The organism is Paenibacillus lutrae, assembly GCF_009757775.1.
Taxonomy (GTDB): domain Bacteria; phylum Bacillota; class Bacilli; order Paenibacillales; family NBRC-103111; genus Paenibacillus_F; species Paenibacillus_F lutrae.
This window is the reverse complement of sequence record NZ_RHLK01000003.1, coordinates 265798-286265: the sequence shown is the minus strand read 5'-3', so window position 1 is coordinate 286265 and position 20468 is coordinate 265798. Positions and strand designations below refer to the sequence as shown.

The window sequence follows — 20468 nt, the reverse complement described above, 5'->3', positions numbered from 1 at the left end:
ACAGCAATGGGGAGAGGGGAAACGATCGTCATGGAATCGTTGATTAACCCGCAAGTCAAAGACATTCAAATATCCGGCATACGTAAAATCGCTAACAAAGTGGCTTCCATCCCGGATGCACTCGCGCTCACAATCGGCCAGCCTGATTTTCCGACACCGCTGCATATTGTAGAAGCCGGGCAGCGTGCGCTTCAGGAAGGCAAGACCTTGTATACGCCTAACGCCGGGGTGCTGGAGCTAAGGCAAGCGGCAGCTGACTTTGTCAGCACCCGATACGGACTTTATTACGATCCAGTCAGTGAAGTTATTGTGACCAATGGAGCCAGCGAAGCACTGGATATAACGCTGCGGACGATATTGACTCCCGGAGCTGAAGTGATTCTGCCGGGTCCTATTTACCCGGGGTATGAGCCTTTGATTAAGCTCTGCGGCGGAATACCCGTATACGTGGATACAAGGCCTCATGAGTTCAAGCTGACCGCGGACGTATTGGAGCCCTATTTGACCGAACGGACCCGCTGCGTCATTCTGGGCTATCCGAGCAACCCGACGGGGCAAATTTTAACGGCAGAGGAATTAAGCGAGCTTGCAGCACTTCTCCAAGACCGTGAGCTTTTTATCATTTCGGATGAGATCTACAGCGAGCTGGTGTATGGGACGACTCATTCATCTATCGCAGCCATTCCGGGCATGAAGGAAAAAACGATTGTCATTAACGGGTTGTCCAAGTCTCATTCGATGACCGGCTGGCGGATCGGGTTTACGTTTGCTCCCGCATACTTATCTCAGCACATGGTGAAAGTTCATCAGTACAATGTGACCTGCGCGAGCTCGGTCAGCCAATACGCGGCGATTGAAGCTCTAACTGCGGGCCGTGACGATGCGCTGCCGATGAGAATATCTTATGCCGAGCGTTTGCAGCATACTTATGCAAGACTTCAAGAGATGAGCATCGAGGCCGTTAAGCCTAAAGGGGCATTCTATTTGTTCCCGTCGATTGAGCGGTTCGGTCTAACTTCGGAAGAATTCGCCTATAGACTTCTTGAAGAACAACGCGTGGCGGTTGTGCCGGGTGATGCCTTTTCGCCGCTAGGTGAGGGATACATCCGCCTGTCTTACGCGTATTCATTAGAAGTTATAGATGGTGCGCTGGATCGACTGCAAGCGTTTATTCGCAAGCTGGATCAAGCCGGTACATAAGGGATGTTTGCGGAAGTTTTGGTCCGCCTTCAGATATTTATCAATGAAATAACCCCTTGGGATAATCTGCGGTGGCCTTCAAAGGCGCTCAGATTATTCAAGGGGTTATTTGCTGCCGCCCGGCTCTTAGCGGTTGACCGCAGGCGATTCGTCCAATGAACCTGATTTCCAGCGGAAGTAACGGCTTACGGTATCGATGGCTAAACCAATCGCCCGTTCATCCGGCTCAATTTTTGCATGGTGCAGACCATAGGGGGTTTCGGCACCAAGCCAGAACATGAAGCCGGGTATTTTCTCGAGAAAATAACCGTAATCCTCTCCAGTCATGGCTTCCGTGCATTCCACCAGCTGAACGCCCGAATCGCTCTCGCCGGTTAACCAATCCATAAATTCACGAGTCAGTTCTTCATGGTTGTACACCTGCAAGTAATTCGATCCGTAATCAATCGTAATTTGGCATTCGTAAGAAGCTGCTATCCCGCGGGCAACCGCTTCAATTCTTGATTTGATAAGCTGCATGGCTTCCGCGGAAAGAGTACGGATCGTTCCTTCAAGCCGGGCTTTCTCCGCAATGATGTTCTGTTTCGTTCCGGCTTCCATCTTGCCGATCGTCAACACTGCGGAATCCAGCGGATTGATATTGCGCGCTACGATGGAATGGAGCTGGGAAACCATCTGGGAAGCGGCTACGATCATATCGTTCGCTTTATGCGGATAGGCGGCATGTCCTCCTTTGCCGGTCAGATCGATGAACAGCTCGGAGGTGTTGGCGAACAGGATGCCGGGCCGGGTCGCAATGACGCCGACGGGATACTCCGGGGCAATATGAAGTGCCACGATCTGCTCCGGCATCCAGTCTGCCAGTTCTTGCGCCGCCAGCATAGGCAGCGCTCCGCCGGGTCCTTCCTCCGCAGGCTGGAACAACACGACGAGATCGTCCTTCATCGGTGTCTGGGCAAACTGCGTAACTATGCCGGCTCCGATCGCCATATGAAGATCGTGTCCGCAGGCGTGCATATAGCCGGGGTGCTCGGATTGGAAGTTGTAACCGGTTTCTTCGGGAATCGGAAGTCCGTCCATGTCTGCCCGGTAGCCATACCGTTTGACCGGGTTCGTTCCTTTTAAATAGACAAGAATACCGGTGCGCCATGTTTGTATTTCCATGTTCTCCTGGGGAAGAGTCTCAAGATAATCGAGCAGCAGGCGCTGGGTCTTGAACTCTTGAAATCCGGGCTCCGGAATCCGGTGCAATTGGCGTCTTAACTCTACATAAGGGCTGGTCATGGTAGCATCTCCTGCCTTTCTGCTGATCTTAAAGTAAGAATATAAGGGTCCAGTGTGGAAAAAGCCCCGCGCTTGCAGCGCAGGGCCGGGATGTGTATCAGCGCGAACCCTTCGACTAAGGGACTGAGGATCTTACAGTTCGCGGAGTTCTTTAAGAATTTCGGTTTTGGATTTCGTTTTGTCATCCACACGCTTGATAACGCGGGCAGGAGTACCTGCTACTACAGTAAACTCAGGCACATCTTCAACCACGACAGCGCCTGCAGCGACTACGGAACCTTGTCCAATGCGTACACCTTCCAGGATAACCGCATTAGCGCCTACAAGTACATCGTCTTCTACCACACAAGGCTGCGCGGATGGAGGCTCGATTACACCTGCAACGACTGCGCCTGCGCCGATGTGACACATGTTGCCGATTTGAGCGCGTCCGCCGAGAATGGCGTTCATATCGATCATCGTGCCTTCACCAATGGAAGCACCGATGTTGATCACTGCGCCCATCATAATAACGGCGTTGTTCCCGATGGATACTTTGTCGCGGATAATGGAACCAGGCTCGATACGGGCATTGATCCCTTTCAGGTCAAGAAGAGGGATAGCAGAATTGCGGCGGTCGGATTCGACAACGAAATCTTCAATGTCCGCTTGGTTAGCTTCAAGAACTTTCTGAATGTCTGTCCATTCTCCGAAAAGCACACCGCTTTTACCGGATACAAATGATTGGATTTCTGCGCCGAATTCAACAGCTTCCAGATTTCCTTTTACGTATACTTTCACCGGGGTTTTCTTTTGGCTGTTCTTAATGAACTGGATAATTTCTTCTGTATTCATTTGAGTCATCTGTTCCACTCCTCCTGCATAGTAACTTATATCTTTACCATAATAGCAGATGAAGAGGGGTTACGCGATAGCATTGTCCAGAAAAAACGACATGAACTGCCCCTCAGGCTGTTTCATTCCTTATAAACAGGCGGTATACCCGGAAAAAGCGTTGGAAATAACGATTGACTTCTTTTGTCGAAAGTGGGATAATGGGCTTCAAGTGAATAGGGTACCTTTAAAATCAGTCCAGAGAGGCTGGCAAGGTCAACGATTATGCAGAAGCGGTTCCTGAGGGAAAGTCGAATATGCAGCGAGCAGCTGCACTTTTCCCGGGTCTTAGCTACACGTCTGTTTCTGCACATGCGAAAACCTTCCTGCCTAGGGTGCAGGGAGGTTTTTTTATGGCCGAAATACAAGATATACGTACCCGACATAAGGAGGCAGTCGACATGAGTGAACACATGCACGTACTGCTGGATGAGATGGCAGTGCGCCGAGCGCTGACACGAATCGCACATGAGATTCTGGAAAAGAACAAAGGGGTCGGAAACTGCATTCTGATTGGCATCCGGACCCGCGGCATCTACCTGGCTCAACGGGTCGCCGAGAGGATCAAAGAGATTGAAGGAGTTCCCGTGCCCGTAGGGGAAATCGATATTACTTCCTACCGGGATGACCGGGTGAAAGTGAAGTCCGTCGATAACGTACCCGGAGGGGGCAAGCTGGACATTCAGAACAAGAAAGTCATCTTGGTCGACGATGTCCTGTTTACCGGCCGGACAGTAAGAGCCGCACTCGACGCGCTGATCGATCTGGGACGCCCCGAAATGATTCAGCTCGCAGTGCTGGTTGACCGGGGCCACAGAGAATTGCCGATCCGCCCTGACTATGTAGGGAAGAACGTACCGACTTCAAAGCTTGAGAAAATCGGAGTGCATTTAACAGAAGTAGACGACGCTGACCAGGTGGTTATCATACAACAGAGGGGGAATGAGGCGTGAGCACGGTAAAGAGCACAACATCCAGACATTTTCTGGGGCTTAAAGGTGTCAGTTCTTCAGAGATCAAGGATATTCTCGACCGGGCAGACTTTTGGGAGAACCATCCGCAGAAAGTAACGGATCGCCTTAAAGGCAAATTCGTCTCTAACCTTTTTTTTGAAAACAGCACGCGAACGCGTTTTTCATTCGAAATGGCGGAGAAGAGACTGGGCGCCAACGTCCTGAACTTCTCCGCGGCAGAATCAAGCGTACAGAAAGGCGAATCGATATACGATACCGTCCGCACGCTTGAATCTATGGGCATTGATGCCGGAGTCATCCGGTTAAAGCCGGTCGGACTGCTTGCGGAGCTGGCGGAGAAGATCCGTGTCCCGCTCATTAACGCCGGGGACGGCAACAATGAGCATCCTACCCAGGCGCTGCTGGATTTGTACACCATGCGCAGCCACTTCGGTGAAATCCGCGGGCTTACGGTATCGATCATCGGAGATATTCTGCACAGCCGGGTAGCCCGCTCAAACCTCTGGGCGCTTCGGGAAATGGGCGCAGCCGTTAAGCTCTGCGCACCGGCGAATATGCAGGCGCCTGAACTGGCGGCTTACGCTCCCTACGTTTCCATGCAGGAAGCCCTGCAATCAGACGTTGTCATGATGCTCAGAGTGCAGCTGGAACGGCACGATAAAGGCATGATCGCTTCCGCTGAGGAGTACCGGGAACAATACGGGCTGACATCCCGGCGGCTGGAGCAGATGGCTCCGCACGCGATCATCATGCACCCGGCTCCCGTTAACCGGAATGTAGAACTGGACGATGAGCTGGTTGAGCATCACCGCTCCAAAATTTTTACGCAAATTCATAACGGTGTTCCGATCCGGATGGCGGTTATTGAACGGACATTAAGCTAAGACAGAGTCTCACAGCGATTGCTAAACACAGATAAGAGGAGAGGATACGCAGCATGGGAATTTGGATTCTAAACGGCACAACGCTGGATGCTTCCGGCCAAGAAGCGGTCAAGCATCTTTTTATAGAGAACGGGAAAATCGCACAGCGGTTAGACGGGCAAGAAACGCCGGAGACAGCGGGTCATGAAGTGATTGAGGCGGCAGGCAAGCTGGTATCCCCCGGATTCATTGATATGCATGTTCACTTGCGGGAGCCGGGCTTTGAACATAAAGAAACCATTGCAAGCGGCACTCGCTCGGCTGCACGCGGCGGGTACACGACAATCGCATGCATGCCGAATACGAAGCCGGTTATCGATACGGTCGATACGGTTAAATTCATCCAAGGCAAAACTGAAACGGAAGGCAACGGAGTCAGAGTGCTGCCTTACGGCTGTATCAGCAAGAATCAGCTTGGACGGGAACTGACTGACTTCGAAGGGCTTAAAGATGCAGGCGTTGTAGCCTTCACCGATGACGGTGTCGGGGTCCAGAGCGCCCAGATGATGAAGGACGCTATGGCGCGCGCAGCCGCTCTTGGAATGCCGATCGTCGCGCACTGTGAGGATGATACGATGGTGAAAGGCGCTCCCGTATCGGAAGGCACCTTCGCCGACAAGCATGGCTTGAAGGGCATCCCGAACGAGTCAGAGGCGATTCACGTCGGGCGCGATATTCTTCTCGCAGAAGCGACCGGGGTACATTACCACGTGTGTCACGTGAGTACGGAGCAATCCGTCCGGTTAATCCGCCTCGGTAAACAGATCGGTGTTAAAGTTACCGCTGAGGTTTGTCCGCATCATCTGCTTCTTTCAGAAGAAGACATTCCGGGAATGGACGCGAACTGGAAAATGAACCCGCCGCTTCGCTCCAAGCGCGATGTTGAGGCCGTTATCGAAGCATTGGAGGACGGTACGATCGATATGATCGTGACGGACCATGCTCCTCACAGTGACGAAGAGAAAGCTAAGGGAATGCAGCTGGCACCTTTCGGAATTGTAGGCTTCGAAACAGCTTTCCCGCTGCTCTACACTAAATTTGTGGCAACAGGCAAGTGGTCGCTTGGCTTTCTGATCGAGCGTATGACCTCGGTGCCGGCTGATGTGTTCGGCCTACCGTGGGGCCAGCTTGAGATCGGCAGTGAAGCGGACTTGACCCTTATCGACTTGAAGAAGGAAAAAGAAGTGGATCCGGCTGAATTCTTATCGAAGAGCCGCAATACACCTTTTACAGGATGGAAGTTGAAAGGCTGGCCGGTGCTGACCATGGTTGCAGGGTCGGTGGCATGGACGGAATCAAGCGAATAGAAGAACAGACAACTTTGAAGATATAGAGAAGGAGCTGAGGGGCATGAAGGCAAAAGCAAGACTGCTGCTGGAAGACGGTACGCTTTTTACAGGAAAATCGTTCGGTGCTGAAGGGAATTCAGTAGGCGAAGTCGTGTTCAACACAGGAATTACAGGTTACCAGGAGGTATTGTCTGACCCGTCGTACTGCGGGCAAATCGTGACCATGACATATCCGCTGATCGGTAACTACGGTATTTCCCGGGATGACTTTGAATCGGTGAAACCTTTCGTGCACGGCTTTGTGGTACGCCGTCATGAAGAAGCGCCGAGCAACTGGCGCGCACAATATACGCTGGGCAACCTGCTGAAGGAATACGGCATTATCGGAATCAGCGACATCGATACCCGGATGCTGACCCGTAAAATCCGTCATCACGGCGTGATGAAGGGCATTCTGACGACGGGGGATCTGTCCATCGAAGAACTGAAAGAGCAGATGCAAGCTACGCCTCTCATGTGCACTCAGGTTTCGACGGTATCTACGCCGACTGTGTTCAGCGCGCCGGGCAACCGCGAGCGTGTGGTCCTTGTAGACTTCGGAGCTAAAAGCGGTATCGTCCGCGATTTGTCCAAACGCGGCTGTGACGTCGTCGTTGTGCCTCAAGATACGACGGCCGAGCAGATCATGCGCCTGGCACCGGACGGGGTCCTGCTTTCCAACGGTCCTGGAGACCCGAAAGATGTTCCGCATGCAGTAGAAACGGTCCGCCAGCTGATGGGCCAAGTGCCGCTCTTCGGAATTTGTCTGGGCCACCAGCTGTTTGCACTTGCAAGCGGCGCGGATACCGAGAAACTTAAGTTCGGTCATCGCGGAGGCAACCATCCGGTCAAAGATCTCATTTCCGGCCGTTGTTACATCACTTCGCAGAACCATGGCTACACAGTTAAAGAAGATTCTATTGCCGGCACGGAGCTGACGGTTACACATATCAACAATAACGATCGTACGATCGAAGGACTTAAACATAACAAATACCCGGCTTTCTCGGTTCAATATCATCCGGAAGCAGCCCCAGGACCTTTTGATTCCAGCTACTTGTTCGATGATTTCCTGGAAATGATCCGCAATCACCAAACAGATAATCCGCAGGCTCCACGCCAGGCGCAAATGCTTGCCGCATGGAAAGCCGAGCAGTCAGACAGCAGCACGAAAGGAGAACTTCACTATGCCCAAAAATGAGAAGCTCAAAAAAATTCTGGTGATCGGATCCGGTCCGATCGTAATCGGCCAGGCGGCGGAGTTTGACTACGCCGGTACACAAGCTTGCCAAGCACTCAAAGAAGAAGGCATGGAAGTTGTCCTGATCAACAGCAACCCGGCTACAATTATGACGGATACGAACATGGCCGATAAAGTCTATATCGAGCCGATCACACTCGAATTCGTGACTCAAATCATCCGCCAGGAACGCCCGGATGGACTTTTACCGACACTTGGCGGACAAACTGGACTTAACATGGCAGTTGAGCTTGCCCGCGCAGGTGTGCTGGAGCAGGAGAACGTGAAACTGCTCGGAACGCAGCTGACCGCCATTGAAAAAGCCGAAGACCGCGACTTGTTCCGTGATCTGATGCGTGAGCTCGAGCAGCCGGTTCCCGACAGTGTTATCGTTACGACTGTGCCGGAAGCCGTTGATTTTGCAAATGAGATCGGCTACCCGATCATCGTGCGTCCCGCTTACACGCTGGGCGGTACAGGCGGAGGGATCTGTAATAGCGAAGAGGAACTGGTTGAAACGGTAGCTTCAGGTATCCGCTACAGCCCGATTTCCCAGTGTCTCGTCGAGAAAAGCATTGCAGGCATGAAAGAAGTCGAATACGAAGTTATGCGTGACGCAAACGATAACTGTATCGTAGTCTGCAATATGGAAAACTTCGACCCGGTAGGGGTTCATACAGGAGACAGCATCGTTGTGGCTCCTAGCCAGACGCTTTCAGACCGCGAGTACCAGATGCTCCGCTCCGCTTCGCTCAAAATTATTCGTGCGCTGAATATCGAGGGCGGCTGCAACGTGCAGTTTGCACTGGACCCGTTCAGCTTCCAATACTATGTGATTGAAGTGAACCCGCGTGTCAGCCGCTCCTCAGCGCTGGCTTCCAAAGCAACCGGATACCCGATTGCCAAGATGGCCGCTAAGATCGCGATCGGCTACACGCTTGACGAACTCATCAACCCGGTAACGGGACAGACGTACGCTTGCTTCGAGCCAACGCTTGACTATATCGTATCGAAGATTCCTCGCTGGCCGTTCGACAAATTCATCTCGGCGAACCGCAAGCTCGGGACGCAGATGAAAGCGACAGGAGAAGTTATGGCGATCGGACGTACGTTCGAAGAATCCATTCATAAAGCAATCCGTTCACTTGAAATCGGTGTACACCGTCTCTTCCTCAAAGAAACGGATCTGCTTGACAAGGAAACCCTGGAGCAGCGCCTGCAGAAGCCGGATGATGAGCGTCTGTTCCTGCTGGCAGAAGCTATCCGGCGCGGCTACACCATCGAACAGCTCCAGGAGCTGACTAAAATCGACTGGTGGTTCCTGCACAAACTGGACGGAATGATCCGCTACGAGCAGGAAATCGCTGCCATTGAACTGGATCTGGAAGTTCTGTATGACGCTAAACGGATGGGCTTTACGGATCGCGCAATCGCGGAGATTCGCTCACTCGCAGGCTGTCAGTCCTTCACGAACGAAGCTGAGATCCGTACGCACCGCTTGGCGCAGAACATTAAGCCCGTATACAAAATGGTGGATACGTGCGCGGCTGAATTCGAAGCCACAACGCCTTATTACTACTCGACTTATGAGGTAGAAGACGAAGTTCTGGAGACCACCAAAGAGAAGGTTGTTGTCCTCGGTTCCGGTCCGATCCGTATCGGACAAGGTATTGAATTCGACTACTCCACGGTTCACGCAGTCTGGGCTATCCAGGCAGCCGGCTATGAAGCGGTCATCATCAATAACAATCCGGAAACGGTATCGACAGACTTCAATACATCCGACCGTCTGTACTTCGAACCGCTGTTCTTCGAGGATGTCATGAACGTGATCGAACGCGAGAAGCCAATCGGTGTCATCGTACAGTTCGGCGGTCAGACCGCCATCAACCTGGCAGCTCCGCTTGCCAAAGCCGGCGTACGCATCCTCGGCAGCGATCTGGAAAGTATCGACCAGGCGGAAGACCGCAAGAAATTCGAAGCGCTATTGCGTAAGCTTGATGTGGCTCAACCTCCGGGCGGCACGGTAACCTCTGTGGATCAGGCTGTCGGGGTAGCTTCCCAATTCGGATACCCGGTTCTGGTTCGTCCTTCTTATGTACTGGGTGGACGCGCAATGGAAATCGTATACTCCGATGATGAGCTGCTTAGCTACATGGAATATGCAGTCAAAATCAATCCGGAGCATCCGGTTCTGATTGACCGCTACATGCTTGGCAAGGAAGTAGAAGTAGATGCAATCTGCGATAAGGAAACGGTAGTTATTCCGGGTATCATGGAACATGTTGAGCGCGCGGGCGTTCATTCGGGCGACTCCATTGCGGTATATCCGCCCCAGTCGCTCTCCGATGAGATCAAGAGTCAAATCGTCGACATTACGACTAAGATTGGCCTGGAACTTCAGGTAGTTGGTCTCGTCAACATCCAGTTCGTCATCCATAACGATCAGGTTTACGTGATTGAAGTGAATCCGCGCTCCTCGCGTACGGTTCCTTTCCTGAGCAAAGTGACGAACATCCCGATGGCCAACGTTGCAACCCGCGTGATTATGGGTCAAAAGCTGACAGAGCTTGGATACAAGAGCGGCCTGTGGCCCGAAGATGACTTTGTATCGGTTAAAGTACCGGTATTCTCCTTTGCGAAGCTGCGCCGCGTAGATACAACCCTGGGACCTGAGATGAAGTCAACGGGTGAAGTGATGGGCCGCGATGTGAACTTTGCCAAGGCGCTGTACAAAGGCTTGATCGGTGCGGGAATGAAAATTCCGGCAGCCGGCGCGATCATTGCGACAGTAGCCGATAAGGATAAAGAAGAAGCTGTTGAGATCTTTGGAGGTTTCCAAAGGCTCGGCTACAAGATTATTGCTACAGGCGGAACTGCGAAAGTGCTTGAAGAAGCCGGAGTTCCGGTTACAACCGTTAACAAGCTGAGCGAAGGCTCGCCGAATATTCTGGATCTGATCCGCAGCGGGGAAGCCCACTTCGTCGTCAACACCTTGACGAAGGGTAAGACACCTCAACGCGACGGATTCCGTATTCGCCGCGAAGCGGTAGAGAATGGCGTCGTTTGTATGACTTCGCTGGATACGGTTCGCGCACTGCTTCATATGCTCGAAGCGATTAACTTCTCTTCCCGCGCTATGCCGGTACACGCATAAGCACACGGATATAAACCAAATCAGGGGATGTACGCCCAGCTTGCCCGTTCCATAACGGGGAGGCCGCGTGACATCCCCTCCTTATGAACAAATGCAGACTAAGGAAGCGAATGGGGGCGGCAGTGAATGGAACAGGCAGGAGAGAGAGCGGAAGCAGCGGCACGGATTATGGTAGCATTAGATTACCCCGATGCGCGGAAGGCAGAGTTGCTGATCGAGCAGCTGGAAGGGATTCCATGTTGGATGAAGGTGGGCATGCAGCTTTTCTATGCGGCGGGTCCTGACTTTATCACGGGCCTGAAGCAGCGGGGATATCGTGTTTTCCTGGACGTCAAAATGCATGATATCCCGAATACCGTAAAAGGCGGTTCGGAAAGTGTGACGCGCTTAGGAGTGGATATGTTTAATGTCCATGCGGCTGGCGGCATTCACATGATGCAGTACGCGCTCGAAGGCGTCGACAAGGCGATAGGCGGTTCTTCTGCCAAACGGCCGCAAGTCATCGCGGTTACTCAGCTGACCAGTACCAGCCAAACGGTGTTGAACGATGAGATCGGGATCTCGGGTCCGGTAGAAAATACGGTTGTCCGCTACGCCCAGCTCGCCCGCCAGGCCGGACTGCAGGGCGTCGTGGCATCTCCTCTTGAAGTGGCTGCTGTTAAAGCCGCTTGCGGCAAAGAATTCGTCACGGTGACACCCGGAATCAGGCCTGCAGGCGCAGATCTGGGCGATCAGTCACGGGTAATGACCCCGCCGGAAGCATTCGCTGCCGGGACAGATTATGTGGTAATCGGCCGCCCGATTACTGGAGCGACCGATCCGCGTGAAGCGATAGAGCGGATTATAGACTCGGTTACGCAGCGTTAAACAGAGCGAGTAAACGGGTGAATGGGTGAAGTACATTTTATAATATAAGAGACGGAGTGATTCAAGTATGACAGTTGAAACTTCTAAAGAACGCCAAATCGCGGCAGGTCTTTTGAGCATCGGGGCTATTGCTCTGCGTCCGAACGAGCCTTTTACTTGGACGTCCGGTATCAAATCGCCGATCTACTGTGACAATCGTCTTACAATGTCCTATCCGGAAATTCGCGATGCGATTGCAGAAGGCTTTGCAGCTAAGATCCGCGCAGAATATCCGGAAGCGGAGATTGTTGCAGGGACAGCAACGGCAGGTATCCCCCATGCGGCGTGGGTAGCTCAAAAGCTGGGTCTGCCGATGATTTATATTCGTGACAAGGCAAAAGGCCATGGCAAGCAAAATCTTATCGAGGGTGCGCTGAAGCCGGGCCAGAAGGTTATCGTCATTGAGGATTTGATTTCCACGGGCGGAAGCTCCCTTAAAGCGGCTCAAGCTGTTAATGAAGCAGGAGGGCAGGCACTGGGTGTGCTGGCTATCTTCACGTACGGACTAGACCGCGGTAAAGCGGCTTTCTCGGAAGCCGGCATGCCGCTGGATACCCTGTCGAACTATGATGCGCTTTTAGAAGTTGCTGTGGAGCAAGGGGCGATCGCGGCAGTTGATTTGGAAAAGCTGCAGGCATGGCGTAAAGACCCTTCTTCATTCGGGCAGGCATGATACCAGGCACAGCAAGTGGAATTAAGGCAGGCATCAAAAACAAAGATAAGTGTTCTGATCATTGATGAGTCAGAGCTAATTCCAAAAAGACCTTACCGCATCAAGAGCGTTAAGGTCTTTTTTGGTGTAATTAGCCCACGCGCTTGCCCATAATGATCAAGTCGCGTTCAATTCCGTCGAGCTCCGCGATTCGCGGCAGTTCCGCCCATTTGCTGAAACCGTAACGGGCAAACAGGGTCAAGCTGTGTGCATTGTGACCGAAAATAAATCCAAGCAGCGTTTTAATTCCAAGCTCGGGGCAGGCCGCGATTGCTTTCTCAAGCAGATAGGGTCCGAGTCCGCGTCCGCGGCAAGCTTCGTCCAGGTATATGCTTACTTCGGCGGTGCCGTTGTAGGCGGGGCGGCCATAAAAGGATTGAAAGCTCAGCCATCCCCAAACCTTTTCATCCTTTTCCAGCACCCAGATCGGCCGGGTCTTTGGATTGTGTTCGGCAAACCAGTTTTCACGGCTTTGCACGGTCACAGGCTCAAGATCCGCTGTCACCATTCTTCCTGGGATGGTGGAATTGTAAATTTGCACGATCGCGGGAAGATCATTCATGATGGCATCCCTTAGCTTGTATGTGTCCTGCTGCATTGTTTCTCCTCCGTCATTTCAAATGCGCCGCGGCGGCTCTTGAAGGCTCCGCAGTATGGCTGTTCTAGGGATGATCTGCTCTGACTTAGTGCTTTTCTATAATCCATATTAGCATGATCCACCTTAATGCTGGAGATCAAGCTTTATAACGTCTCAGAAGCCGCGAGTTCATCCCAGAATAGAGTGACTGTCTGAAGGCCTTTATCGAAGTTATCCAAGTCAAAATGCTCATTAGGCGCATGGAGATTCTCATCCGGAAGTCCGAATCCCATCATCACCACGGGTGTTTTCAGCAGCCGTTCGAAAACATCGACAATCGGAATCGAGCCGCCTCCGCGTGTTAGAGCCGTTTGCTCGCCATAGGCTAGTTTGAGCGCATGTGAGGCAGCGACCATGATCGGGTGATCGGAGGGGGTCAAGAACGGATTGCCTTGCAGAATCCTCGCTACAGTCGCTTTAACACCTGGTGGGGTATGAGCGGCTACATGTTTCTCGATCAGCTTCATGATTTCTTCGGGCCGCTGATCTGCAACCAGCCGGCAGGCGATTTTAGCCTTTGCCTGTGCGGGAACAATCGGCTTGATGCCTTCGCCGGCAAAGCCGCCTGTAATGCCGGTTATTTCCAAAGTCGGCCTGGCGGTCGTTCGTTCTGTGAAGGTATAGCCTTCTTCCCCGTAGAGCTCGCTAAGTTCCAAGTCTTTGCGGATCTTCTCTTCATTCTGTGCGACACGGCCAAGCTCTTCCCGTTCCTTCTCCGTAAGGGTTACGATACGGTCATAGAATCCTTCTACCGTGACTTGCCCTTTCTCATCATGAAATGAATCGAGAAGAGATACGAGCGCGTGCACCGCATTCGGAACACCACCACCGTACAGACCGGAATGAAGGTCGTTTTTGGCTGCCTGGACACTGATTTCTACACCGGCAACGCCGCGAAGTCCGTAAATGAGCGCCGGTTTTCCTTTTTCCAGCATAGGGGTGTCAGAAATTATAACGGCATCCGCCTTTAATTTATCGGCATGCTGCTGAATGAAAGGAGCTAGAGAAGGACTGGTGATTTCCTCTTCGCCTTCCAGAATAAACTTAAGATTAAGGGGGAGTGTCCCTGCTGTCTTCAGCATGGTCTCAGCCGCTTTTACATGGATCCAGAACTGAGCTTTATCGTCCGTGGCTCCTCTGGCATAGATTTTTCCGTCCCTGATCTCAGGCTCAAAAGGTGCTGAATCCCACAGATCCAGGGGGTCAGCCGGTTGTACGTCATAATGGCCGTAGATCAGGAGAGTCGGTTTACCGGGGGCATGAAGCCAGTCTGCATACACGATAGGATGGCCGGCTGTCTGCATGACTTCCGCATGCTCCAGACCGGAATCAGTTAAAGCTTCCGACAGCCACTGGGCGCATCGGGCTACATCTCCTTTATGTTCAGAGAGCGTACTTATGCTCGGGATGCGCAGCAGTTCCTTTAGTTCTTCCAAGTGACGCTCTCTATGCTGTGCCGCATATTGTTCGGTTTTTTTCATGTGATGAGCTCCTTTTTAACAACAGGTTAAAAACCACTTCTTACTTGATAATTTCCCCGTTCCTGATTAAAATCCTGCAAACCTTCCTGAGACTTGTGAGAAATGATCGTATTACAGTACATGTCTGTTCCCAAAAAATTGATAATATTCATTCCATCGGAGAAACTTCCCGCCGTTTCAATCGTCTTATTTAGTGAGTCTTTATGGAAAAGTTTTCATTTTCCATTCGGTACTCCAGTTCAAACAAACGTTCCTAGAGAGGTGAAAGCAATGCGCAACAAAATGGCCGCACGGGCAACCGCTATAGCTCTCCTACTGACCCTTAGCACGGGGACTGCTTTGAGTATGACCCCTCGCTCCGTACAAGCAGCAAGTGAACCGGCTATCGGAGCCGTATCCGTGAACGGCGGTTCTTCATTTGAACTTAAGAAAATTCAGATGCTGCCTGACCCAAGCGGCAACATCGTCACGTTTACCGTGAACATACATAACAAAGGGAATTCGGACTTATCACTGGTGGACTACTGGTTTCGTCTTAAAGGCAAGTCAGGCAATACATACTCGGTCAGGATGATGCCCCAAGATAAGGTTGTCAAACAGGTAGGTGCCCATTCAAACGAAGAGATTACGTATTATGCCAAAGTCGGCAGCGGGATTAAACTTCAGGATCTGCAGCTTCAAATTATAAAATGGGATTCCAGTCAGCCTAATTTTGAAAAAGTGCTGGGCCAGGTCTCCATACCGGCTTCTTACACAGGTGTTACCCCCAAAGGGGAAACGGCAAGCTTCCAGACGGGCGGCAGCGAGTTGAAGCTGTCTGCACAGAAATTTACAAACGGCAAGAATGAGAAGTATTATTTGCCGGCGATCACTCTCAGACTGGAAAATACCGGCGGATCGGCTGTTGCGTTGCCGGATATCCAGTATTCGCTAAGGACCCCGGAAGGGCTTTTATATCCGCTGGAAGCCAAGAAAGCCAAGGACCTCACAATCAGTCCCAAGGATTCCAGGGACATTCAGCTCACAGGAACGGTCCCGCTTAAAGCAGGCGACAAGGGCTGGGAGCTTGTATTGACGCAGATGCACCCGGAATTAAAATTCAATATACTCCTTGCCGCGCAGCAGCTTCCGGCTCCAAGTGAGACGACAGGCGGAGAAGCAGGGCGCGAGACGCAGTTTATGAACAAATCCGGTCTATATACCGCTAATCTGAGCGGCATTTATCGTCTTCCGTGGGAGGATCAGGATATTTTGACCGCTAACCTGAAGTTGTCTAACCAAGGGGAACAGTCACTGCCGATTCCAGATATGACGGCCTACTTCCTGCTGGACAATGCGGTCAGAGTGGATGCCAAAATCGTTCGTACGGACAAAGTAATCGGTATTGATCCGGGGGCTGTGCTTGCGGTTGAGATACTGGGTAAAATTCCTTACACCTATGAATACAAAGAAGTAAAACTGGTACTGCAGGAGAAAGAAAGTGAGACGCAAATGAACGATTTGCTGGAACTGACAGCCAAATCGGAGTTGCAGAAGCTGCCTTTTATCGGGCTAGGCTCTACGTACAAGCGAGAAGATGCCGGCCGCAAAGCCAGCTATACGGTGTCCGAGATTCATACGTATTCAGGACTTAGCGGCAATATCGTGTCTGCGGAACTCGATATTGAGAATTTGGAAAAAAGATTTACACCTCTTACAGGACTTGTCGCTCATTTTCAGCTGAAAGACGGCAAAGTGTATCCCGCAACCGTGTCGGAAATTAAGAAATCAATCGCGCCTAACGGTAAGGCAAGAGCGAATGTGTGGACAACCATTCCAGAGGGTGTCGATATGGAGAACGTTCATCTTCTGCTCGGAGATGCAGTGACTCTTACAGAAGGAACCGTCAAACAAACGGGCACTCAACAAGCGGTCAAACCGGATGCGTATGTAAAACCTATGACTTTTGCGCTGCCTAAAGAAAAGAATGACGTGAAAGACAAGCTCAAGGATCTTGATTTATTTCCTTATATCGTATCGCTTAGCCGCATCAATACATCCATTAATACAGACGTTCTTAGTCTCAAGTTCGATTATAATATCCGTAAAAAGCTGCTGACGGAGTCTTCCCCTGATGGCCATAAATTAGTGCTTGTCTTTGAAGATTTCAACGGCAAGAAATCGTTTGAGAAATCCTATGACCTTAAAAACTGGGAGCCTAGAGAAGGTCAGACAGCAGAACAGGTAACAGAATCCGAACTGAGAATTGGTTCAAAAGAACAGTTTGAAATCCGTGTTCAGGACGCGGAACTGATTTATAAGCAGAGATTTCTCGAGAAATTTCATTTGAGTGTATATCATGAATTTCAAGGGCAGCGCAAGATGATCGCACGGCAAAGTTTGGATTGGTTTGCCTTTTCGGAGTAACAAGATGCAATAATGTGATAATTTGAGAAAAAGTTCCATCTCAGGATGGAACTTTTTCCATTTTTTCTCGTACTGTCTGAAGGGAATGTCGCTGCTGCAGCGTCAAAATATAGGCATGCATCTACATAAAAAACATGCAGTTTATATTTTTTTAAGCTTTACGTTTTAAAATGATAATGTATGGGTAAAGCTTCCAGATTTAGAGAGGTTGTTATACGGGTGCGGAGGAGTCGAGTCGATGAACAAATTAACCAGTTTTTCAATGAAAAACGTAGCAGCCTTGTTTATTATCATGCTGCTGATTTTCGCGGGGGGGATTTATGCAACTAGTAAATTAAAAGTGGAGAGCATGCCGGATATTTCGTTTCCGATTGTTGTGATCTCTACCCAATACACAGCCCCTCCCAAAGATGTGCTCGAACAAGTGACGGAACCGCTTGAAAAAGCCGTTGCCAGCTTTGAAGGTATCAAGAATTTAACATCTACATCCAGTGATAATTTCTCCCAGATACTTATTGAACTGGAGCAGGATATTAAGCCTAAGGATGCCAAACAGGATTTGGAAGCGTTAATTTCCAACGTTAAGCTTCCGCAGCAGTCCGAGAAGCCTCAAGTGCTGACGGAAGGATTTTCATCCGCGCCGGTTTATTATTTATCGGTGTACGGAAATGATGGGATGAATCAGACAGAGCTTGATAAAATTTACAAAGATACGATTTTACCCGGCTTTAACTCGCTTAAGGGAATTGACCATGTAGATTCGGTCGGTAATCAGGAAGCGACGCTTTCCATTAAGCTGAATCAGAACACGATTGACAGCTACGGTATGACGCCTTCCGATGTCTCGAACCACATTCGGGCAGCACTGACTTCCAGTCCCGCGGGGAGTGTTGAATTTAGCGGCAATACTCAGATGGTGCGTGTAACCGGTAAATTAGATACCATTTACAACCTCGATAATCTGACCCTCACTACGCCACGTGGTGATGTGGTGCAGTTGAAAGACCTCGGCAAAATTGAAGCAATCAGTGAATCCGAATTTGTCGCAAGGCTCGACGGCAAACCTGCGATCGGTGTTCAATTGTTCAAAACTAAAACCGCTAACGCAGTTAACTTTGCAGATGAGGCGGACGCCATGATGGCAAAGTGGGAACAAACCCTGCCTGGCGTTAAATTCAAATCCATTTACAATACGGCTGACGATATTAAGAAATCCATTCACGGGATGGTACAAGAGGGTGGGATGGGCGCACTGCTCGCCTCTATCATGATCTTGCTCTTCCTTAGAAATATTCGGATGACCCTGATTGTTTTGGTCTCGATTCCATTATCCATCCTTATTACTCTGTTAATGATGGTGCCGCTTGATATCTCGCTGAATATTATGACTCTCGGCGGTATGGCGATTGCAGTCGGCCGGGTTGTAGACGATAGTATCGTGGTCATTGAGAATATTTACAGCCAGCTGCAAAAAGCGGAAGAACGCGGCGAATCCGTGATCAAGATGGCAACGGCACAGGTTGCAGGGGCAATCACATCGTCTACTCTGACGACAGTTGGCGTGTTCGGACCCATTGCTCTCGTCAGTGGAATGATCGGGGAAATTTTCCGCCCTTTTGCTCTCACACTCGTTGTAGCGCTTCTTTCATCGCTCCTGGTGGCGCTAACCGTTATTCCGATGCTTGCTAAATTAATGGTTCTCAAGAGCAAGAAACTGGGCAGTCACGATGAGAACCATGAGGGCAGAATTACTCGAGGGTATAGACGTGCCCTGGCTTGGTCGTTAAATAACCGCATTAAGACTTTAATTTTTTGCGGTTTGCTGTTTGCGGCATCTCTTATCCTGATTACTCCAAGACTGGGTGTGGCCTTTATGCCAGAGGATCAGGCGGCCCGCCAAATGCTTATCCAAATCCGTATGCCGAATGAAACATCTTTCGATATGATGGACGCCAAGTCCAAGCAGATCGAAGAAATGATGAGAAATGCGAAGGATCCGGCCGGAGATCCATTATTTACATACAATGAGTCCATGATAGGTTACAACATGAGCAATGATGTAGTGCCTTACCGGACACTTATGTTCACCGAAACGAATGCGAACAGCGATGCAAAGCAGGTGCTTGAAGAGTACAAGCAGAAAATCTTGTATGAGCTTCCAAAAGGCTCCGAGGTAGAAGCGCAGCTTCTTGCGATGAGCGCCGGCGGAAGCGGCACTGATTTCTCTTATGCTCTTAAAGGCGACGATATTGTGTACCTGAAGCAGGCTGCCGAAATGGTCAAGAGCAAGATGAAGGAATTTCCGGAACTGAAAGAAATCAAAGACAATTTGAGCGAGTCTAAGAATGAAATAGAAGTGACGGTGGATCAGAACAAAGCCCGTCTTTACGGCCTGAGCTCCGCCCAAGTGCTTGAAATGGTGAATTCCTGGATCGGTGTCTCCAAGCTGGGGGATATCAAATTTGATAATGTCACTTATAAAACGAATGTAGAGCTGGATCCGGTTCATAAAGACTCGGTAGCTAAAATTGGACAGTTTTTGTTCAAAACTCCTACCGGGCAAATGGTTCAATTGAATGAAATCGCAAAAGTAACCCAGATTGAAGCTCCGACTTCAATCACACGTGAGAACCAGATGCAGACACTCAAAGTAAGCGCCAAAATCGATGGCAATGACAAAGGCGGCGTAAGCGGCCGCGTGGCTGAAGCGTTGGATGCTCTGAAGCTGCCTGCCGGGATTAGTCGTGAAGTGGCGGGTGTGTCCGATGACATTGCTTCCGGGTTTACCGATATGTTTATTGCCATGGGAGCTTCGATCTTTATCGTCTATCTTGTGATGGTGCTTGCTTTTGGGAATGCCAGTGCCCCGTTTGCGATTCTATTTTCCCTTCCGCTTGCAGTGATTGGTGGTTTGTTCGGACTTCTGGTAACAGGAGAATCACTGAACATCACTTCTCTGATCGGCTTCTTGATGCTCATCGGTATTGTTGTGACGAACGCCATTGTGCTCATCGACCGGGTTCAGCAGCTGCGTGAGGAGGGCGTGAATGTTAGGGATTCGCTGCTTGAGGCAGGGATGTCGCGTCTTCGTCCGATTATTATGACGGCGGGCGCTACGGTTTTTGCGCTGATGCCGCTTGCACTGGGTCTGTCCCAAGGAACGATTATTTCGAAAGGTCTCGCGGTCGTTGTAATCGGCGGCCTGATAACTTCGACGATCCTGACGCTTGTCGTGGTTCCTATTGTCTATGAAATGATTGAATCTATCAAAAACAGAACATCCAGAATAGTACACCGTAAATCGAATAAGAATGCAGCTACAGATGCTACAACGTAAAATCTGTACA

Annotated in this window: 14 protein-coding genes; 10 read left to right on the top strand and 4 right to left on the bottom strand. The window is 50.6% G+C overall.

Annotation, left to right across the window (positions count from 1 at the left end; translation table 11 throughout):
- Positions 1-30 precede the first annotated feature (30 nt).
- Positions 31-1200: an aminotransferase A gene (locus EDM21_RS07350; RefSeq protein WP_157334295.1), complete on the top strand. Its 1170-nt coding sequence runs from the start codon at positions 31-33 to the stop codon at positions 1198-1200.
- A 126-nt stretch (positions 1201-1326) separates the two neighbouring features.
- On the opposite strand, the gene EDM21_RS07345 is transcribed toward EDM21_RS07350, so the two are convergent.
- Together EDM21_RS07345 and dapD are read right to left on the bottom strand one after the other, a co-directional pair.
- Positions 1327-2484 carry an N-acetyldiaminopimelate deacetylase gene (locus EDM21_RS07345; protein WP_157334294.1) on the bottom strand — a complete coding sequence of 386 codons (1158 nt, stop codon included), beginning with the start codon at positions 2482-2484 and terminating at the stop codon, positions 1327-1329.
- Between the two features lie 132 nt (positions 2485-2616).
- Complete coding sequence (gene dapD, locus EDM21_RS07340; protein WP_157334292.1) at positions 2617-3327, bottom strand: 2,3,4,5-tetrahydropyridine-2,6-dicarboxylate N-acetyltransferase; 711 nt, start codon at positions 3325-3327, stop codon at positions 2617-2619.
- A gap of 431 nt (positions 3328-3758) precedes the next feature.
- Here dapD and pyrR point away from each other — a divergent pair, with 431 nt between their 5' ends.
- From pyrR to pyrE, 7 genes are all read left to right on the top strand, one after another.
- Complete coding sequence (pyrR, locus tag EDM21_RS07335; RefSeq protein ID WP_068774451.1) at positions 3759-4310, top strand: bifunctional pyr operon transcriptional regulator/uracil phosphoribosyltransferase PyrR; 552 nt, start codon at positions 3759-3761, stop codon at positions 4308-4310.
- Positions 4307-5215 carry an aspartate carbamoyltransferase catalytic subunit gene (locus EDM21_RS07330; RefSeq protein WP_166541881.1) on the top strand — a complete coding sequence of 303 codons (909 nt, stop codon included), beginning with the start codon at positions 4307-4309 and terminating at the stop codon, positions 5213-5215. Before pyrR ends, EDM21_RS07330 begins: the two co-directional genes overlap by 4 nt.
- Before the next feature lie 53 nt (positions 5216-5268).
- Positions 5269-6561, top strand: coding sequence for a dihydroorotase (locus EDM21_RS07325; RefSeq protein WP_157334290.1), 1293 nt, complete (start codon positions 5269-5271; stop codon positions 6559-6561).
- Between the two features lie 43 nt (positions 6562-6604).
- On the top strand, positions 6605-7783 hold the full coding sequence (gene carA, locus EDM21_RS07320) for a glutamine-hydrolyzing carbamoyl-phosphate synthase small subunit (protein ID WP_157334288.1): 1179 nt from the start codon (positions 6605-6607) through the stop codon (positions 7781-7783).
- A complete protein-coding gene (gene carB, locus EDM21_RS07315) occupies positions 7770-10979 on the top strand; it encodes a carbamoyl-phosphate synthase large subunit (protein WP_157334286.1) in 3210 nt (1069 codons plus the stop codon). Before carA ends, carB begins: the two co-directional genes overlap by 14 nt.
- Positions 10980-11105: 126 nt before the next feature.
- Entirely contained in the window at positions 11106-11846 is a 741-nt protein-coding gene (gene pyrF, locus EDM21_RS07310; protein ID WP_157334284.1) for an orotidine-5'-phosphate decarboxylase, read from the top strand.
- A gap of 67 nt (positions 11847-11913) precedes the next feature.
- Positions 11914-12558: an orotate phosphoribosyltransferase gene (pyrE, locus tag EDM21_RS07305; RefSeq protein ID WP_157334283.1), complete on the top strand. Its 645-nt coding sequence runs from the start codon at positions 11914-11916 to the stop codon at positions 12556-12558.
- Between the two features lie 130 nt (positions 12559-12688).
- Here pyrE and EDM21_RS07300 read toward each other — a convergent pair whose 3' ends face one another.
- Both EDM21_RS07300 and EDM21_RS07295 read right to left on the bottom strand, forming a co-directional pair.
- Positions 12689-13195: a GNAT family N-acetyltransferase gene (locus EDM21_RS07300; RefSeq protein WP_157334281.1), complete on the bottom strand. Its 507-nt coding sequence runs from the start codon at positions 13193-13195 to the stop codon at positions 12689-12691.
- Positions 13196-13338: 143 nt separating this feature from the next.
- Positions 13339-14715 (bottom strand): dipeptidase, encoded by a 1377-nt coding sequence (locus EDM21_RS07295; protein WP_157334278.1) that lies wholly within the window; start codon positions 14713-14715, stop codon positions 13339-13341.
- Between the two features lie 270 nt (positions 14716-14985).
- Between EDM21_RS07295 and EDM21_RS07290 the strand changes: the two genes are divergently transcribed.
- Both EDM21_RS07290 and EDM21_RS07285 read left to right on the top strand, forming a co-directional pair.
- Positions 14986-17121, top strand: a complete 2136-nt coding sequence (locus tag EDM21_RS07290; protein ID WP_157334276.1) for a COG1470 family protein — start codon at positions 14986-14988, stop codon at positions 17119-17121.
- Between the two features lie 238 nt (positions 17122-17359).
- On the top strand, positions 17360-20458 hold the full coding sequence (locus EDM21_RS07285; RefSeq protein WP_157334274.1) for an efflux RND transporter permease subunit: 3099 nt from the start codon (positions 17360-17362) through the stop codon (positions 20456-20458).
- The last annotated feature ends 10 nt before the right edge of the window (positions 20459-20468 follow it).

Excerpts from the sequence above, each read along its gene's own strand:
- EDM21_RS07290 (WP_157334276.1), top strand. The coding sequence starts at position 14,986 with ATGCGCAACAAAATGGCCGCACGGGCAACCGCTATAGCTCTCCTACTG.
- EDM21_RS07325 (WP_157334290.1), top strand. The coding sequence starts at position 5,269 with ATGGGAATTTGGATTCTAAACGGCACAACGCTGGATGCTTCCGGCCAA.
- pyrR (WP_068774451.1), top strand. The coding sequence starts at position 3,759 with ATGAGTGAACACATGCACGTACTGCTGGATGAGATGGCAGTGCGCCGA.
- carB (WP_157334286.1), top strand. The coding sequence starts at position 7,770 with ATGCCCAAAAATGAGAAGCTCAAAAAAATTCTGGTGATCGGATCCGGT.
- EDM21_RS07285 (WP_157334274.1), top strand. The coding sequence starts at position 17,360 with ATGAACAAATTAACCAGTTTTTCAATGAAAAACGTAGCAGCCTTGTTT.
- carA (WP_157334288.1), top strand. The coding sequence starts at position 6,605 with ATGAAGGCAAAAGCAAGACTGCTGCTGGAAGACGGTACGCTTTTTACA.
- pyrE (WP_157334283.1), top strand. The coding sequence starts at position 11,914 with ATGACAGTTGAAACTTCTAAAGAACGCCAAATCGCGGCAGGTCTTTTG.
- EDM21_RS07295 (WP_157334278.1), bottom strand. The coding sequence starts at position 14,715 with ATGAAAAAAACCGAACAATATGCGGCACAGCATAGAGAGCGTCACTTG.
- dapD (WP_157334292.1), bottom strand. The coding sequence starts at position 3,327 with ATGACTCAAATGAATACAGAAGAAATTATCCAGTTCATTAAGAACAGC.
- pyrF (WP_157334284.1), top strand. The coding sequence starts at position 11,106 with ATGGAACAGGCAGGAGAGAGAGCGGAAGCAGCGGCACGGATTATGGTA.
- EDM21_RS07350 (WP_157334295.1), top strand. The coding sequence starts at position 31 with ATGGAATCGTTGATTAACCCGCAAGTCAAAGACATTCAAATATCCGGC.
- EDM21_RS07300 (WP_157334281.1), bottom strand. The coding sequence starts at position 13,195 with ATGCAGCAGGACACATACAAGCTAAGGGATGCCATCATGAATGATCTT.
- EDM21_RS07345 (WP_157334294.1), bottom strand. The coding sequence starts at position 2,484 with ATGACCAGCCCTTATGTAGAGTTAAGACGCCAATTGCACCGGATTCCG.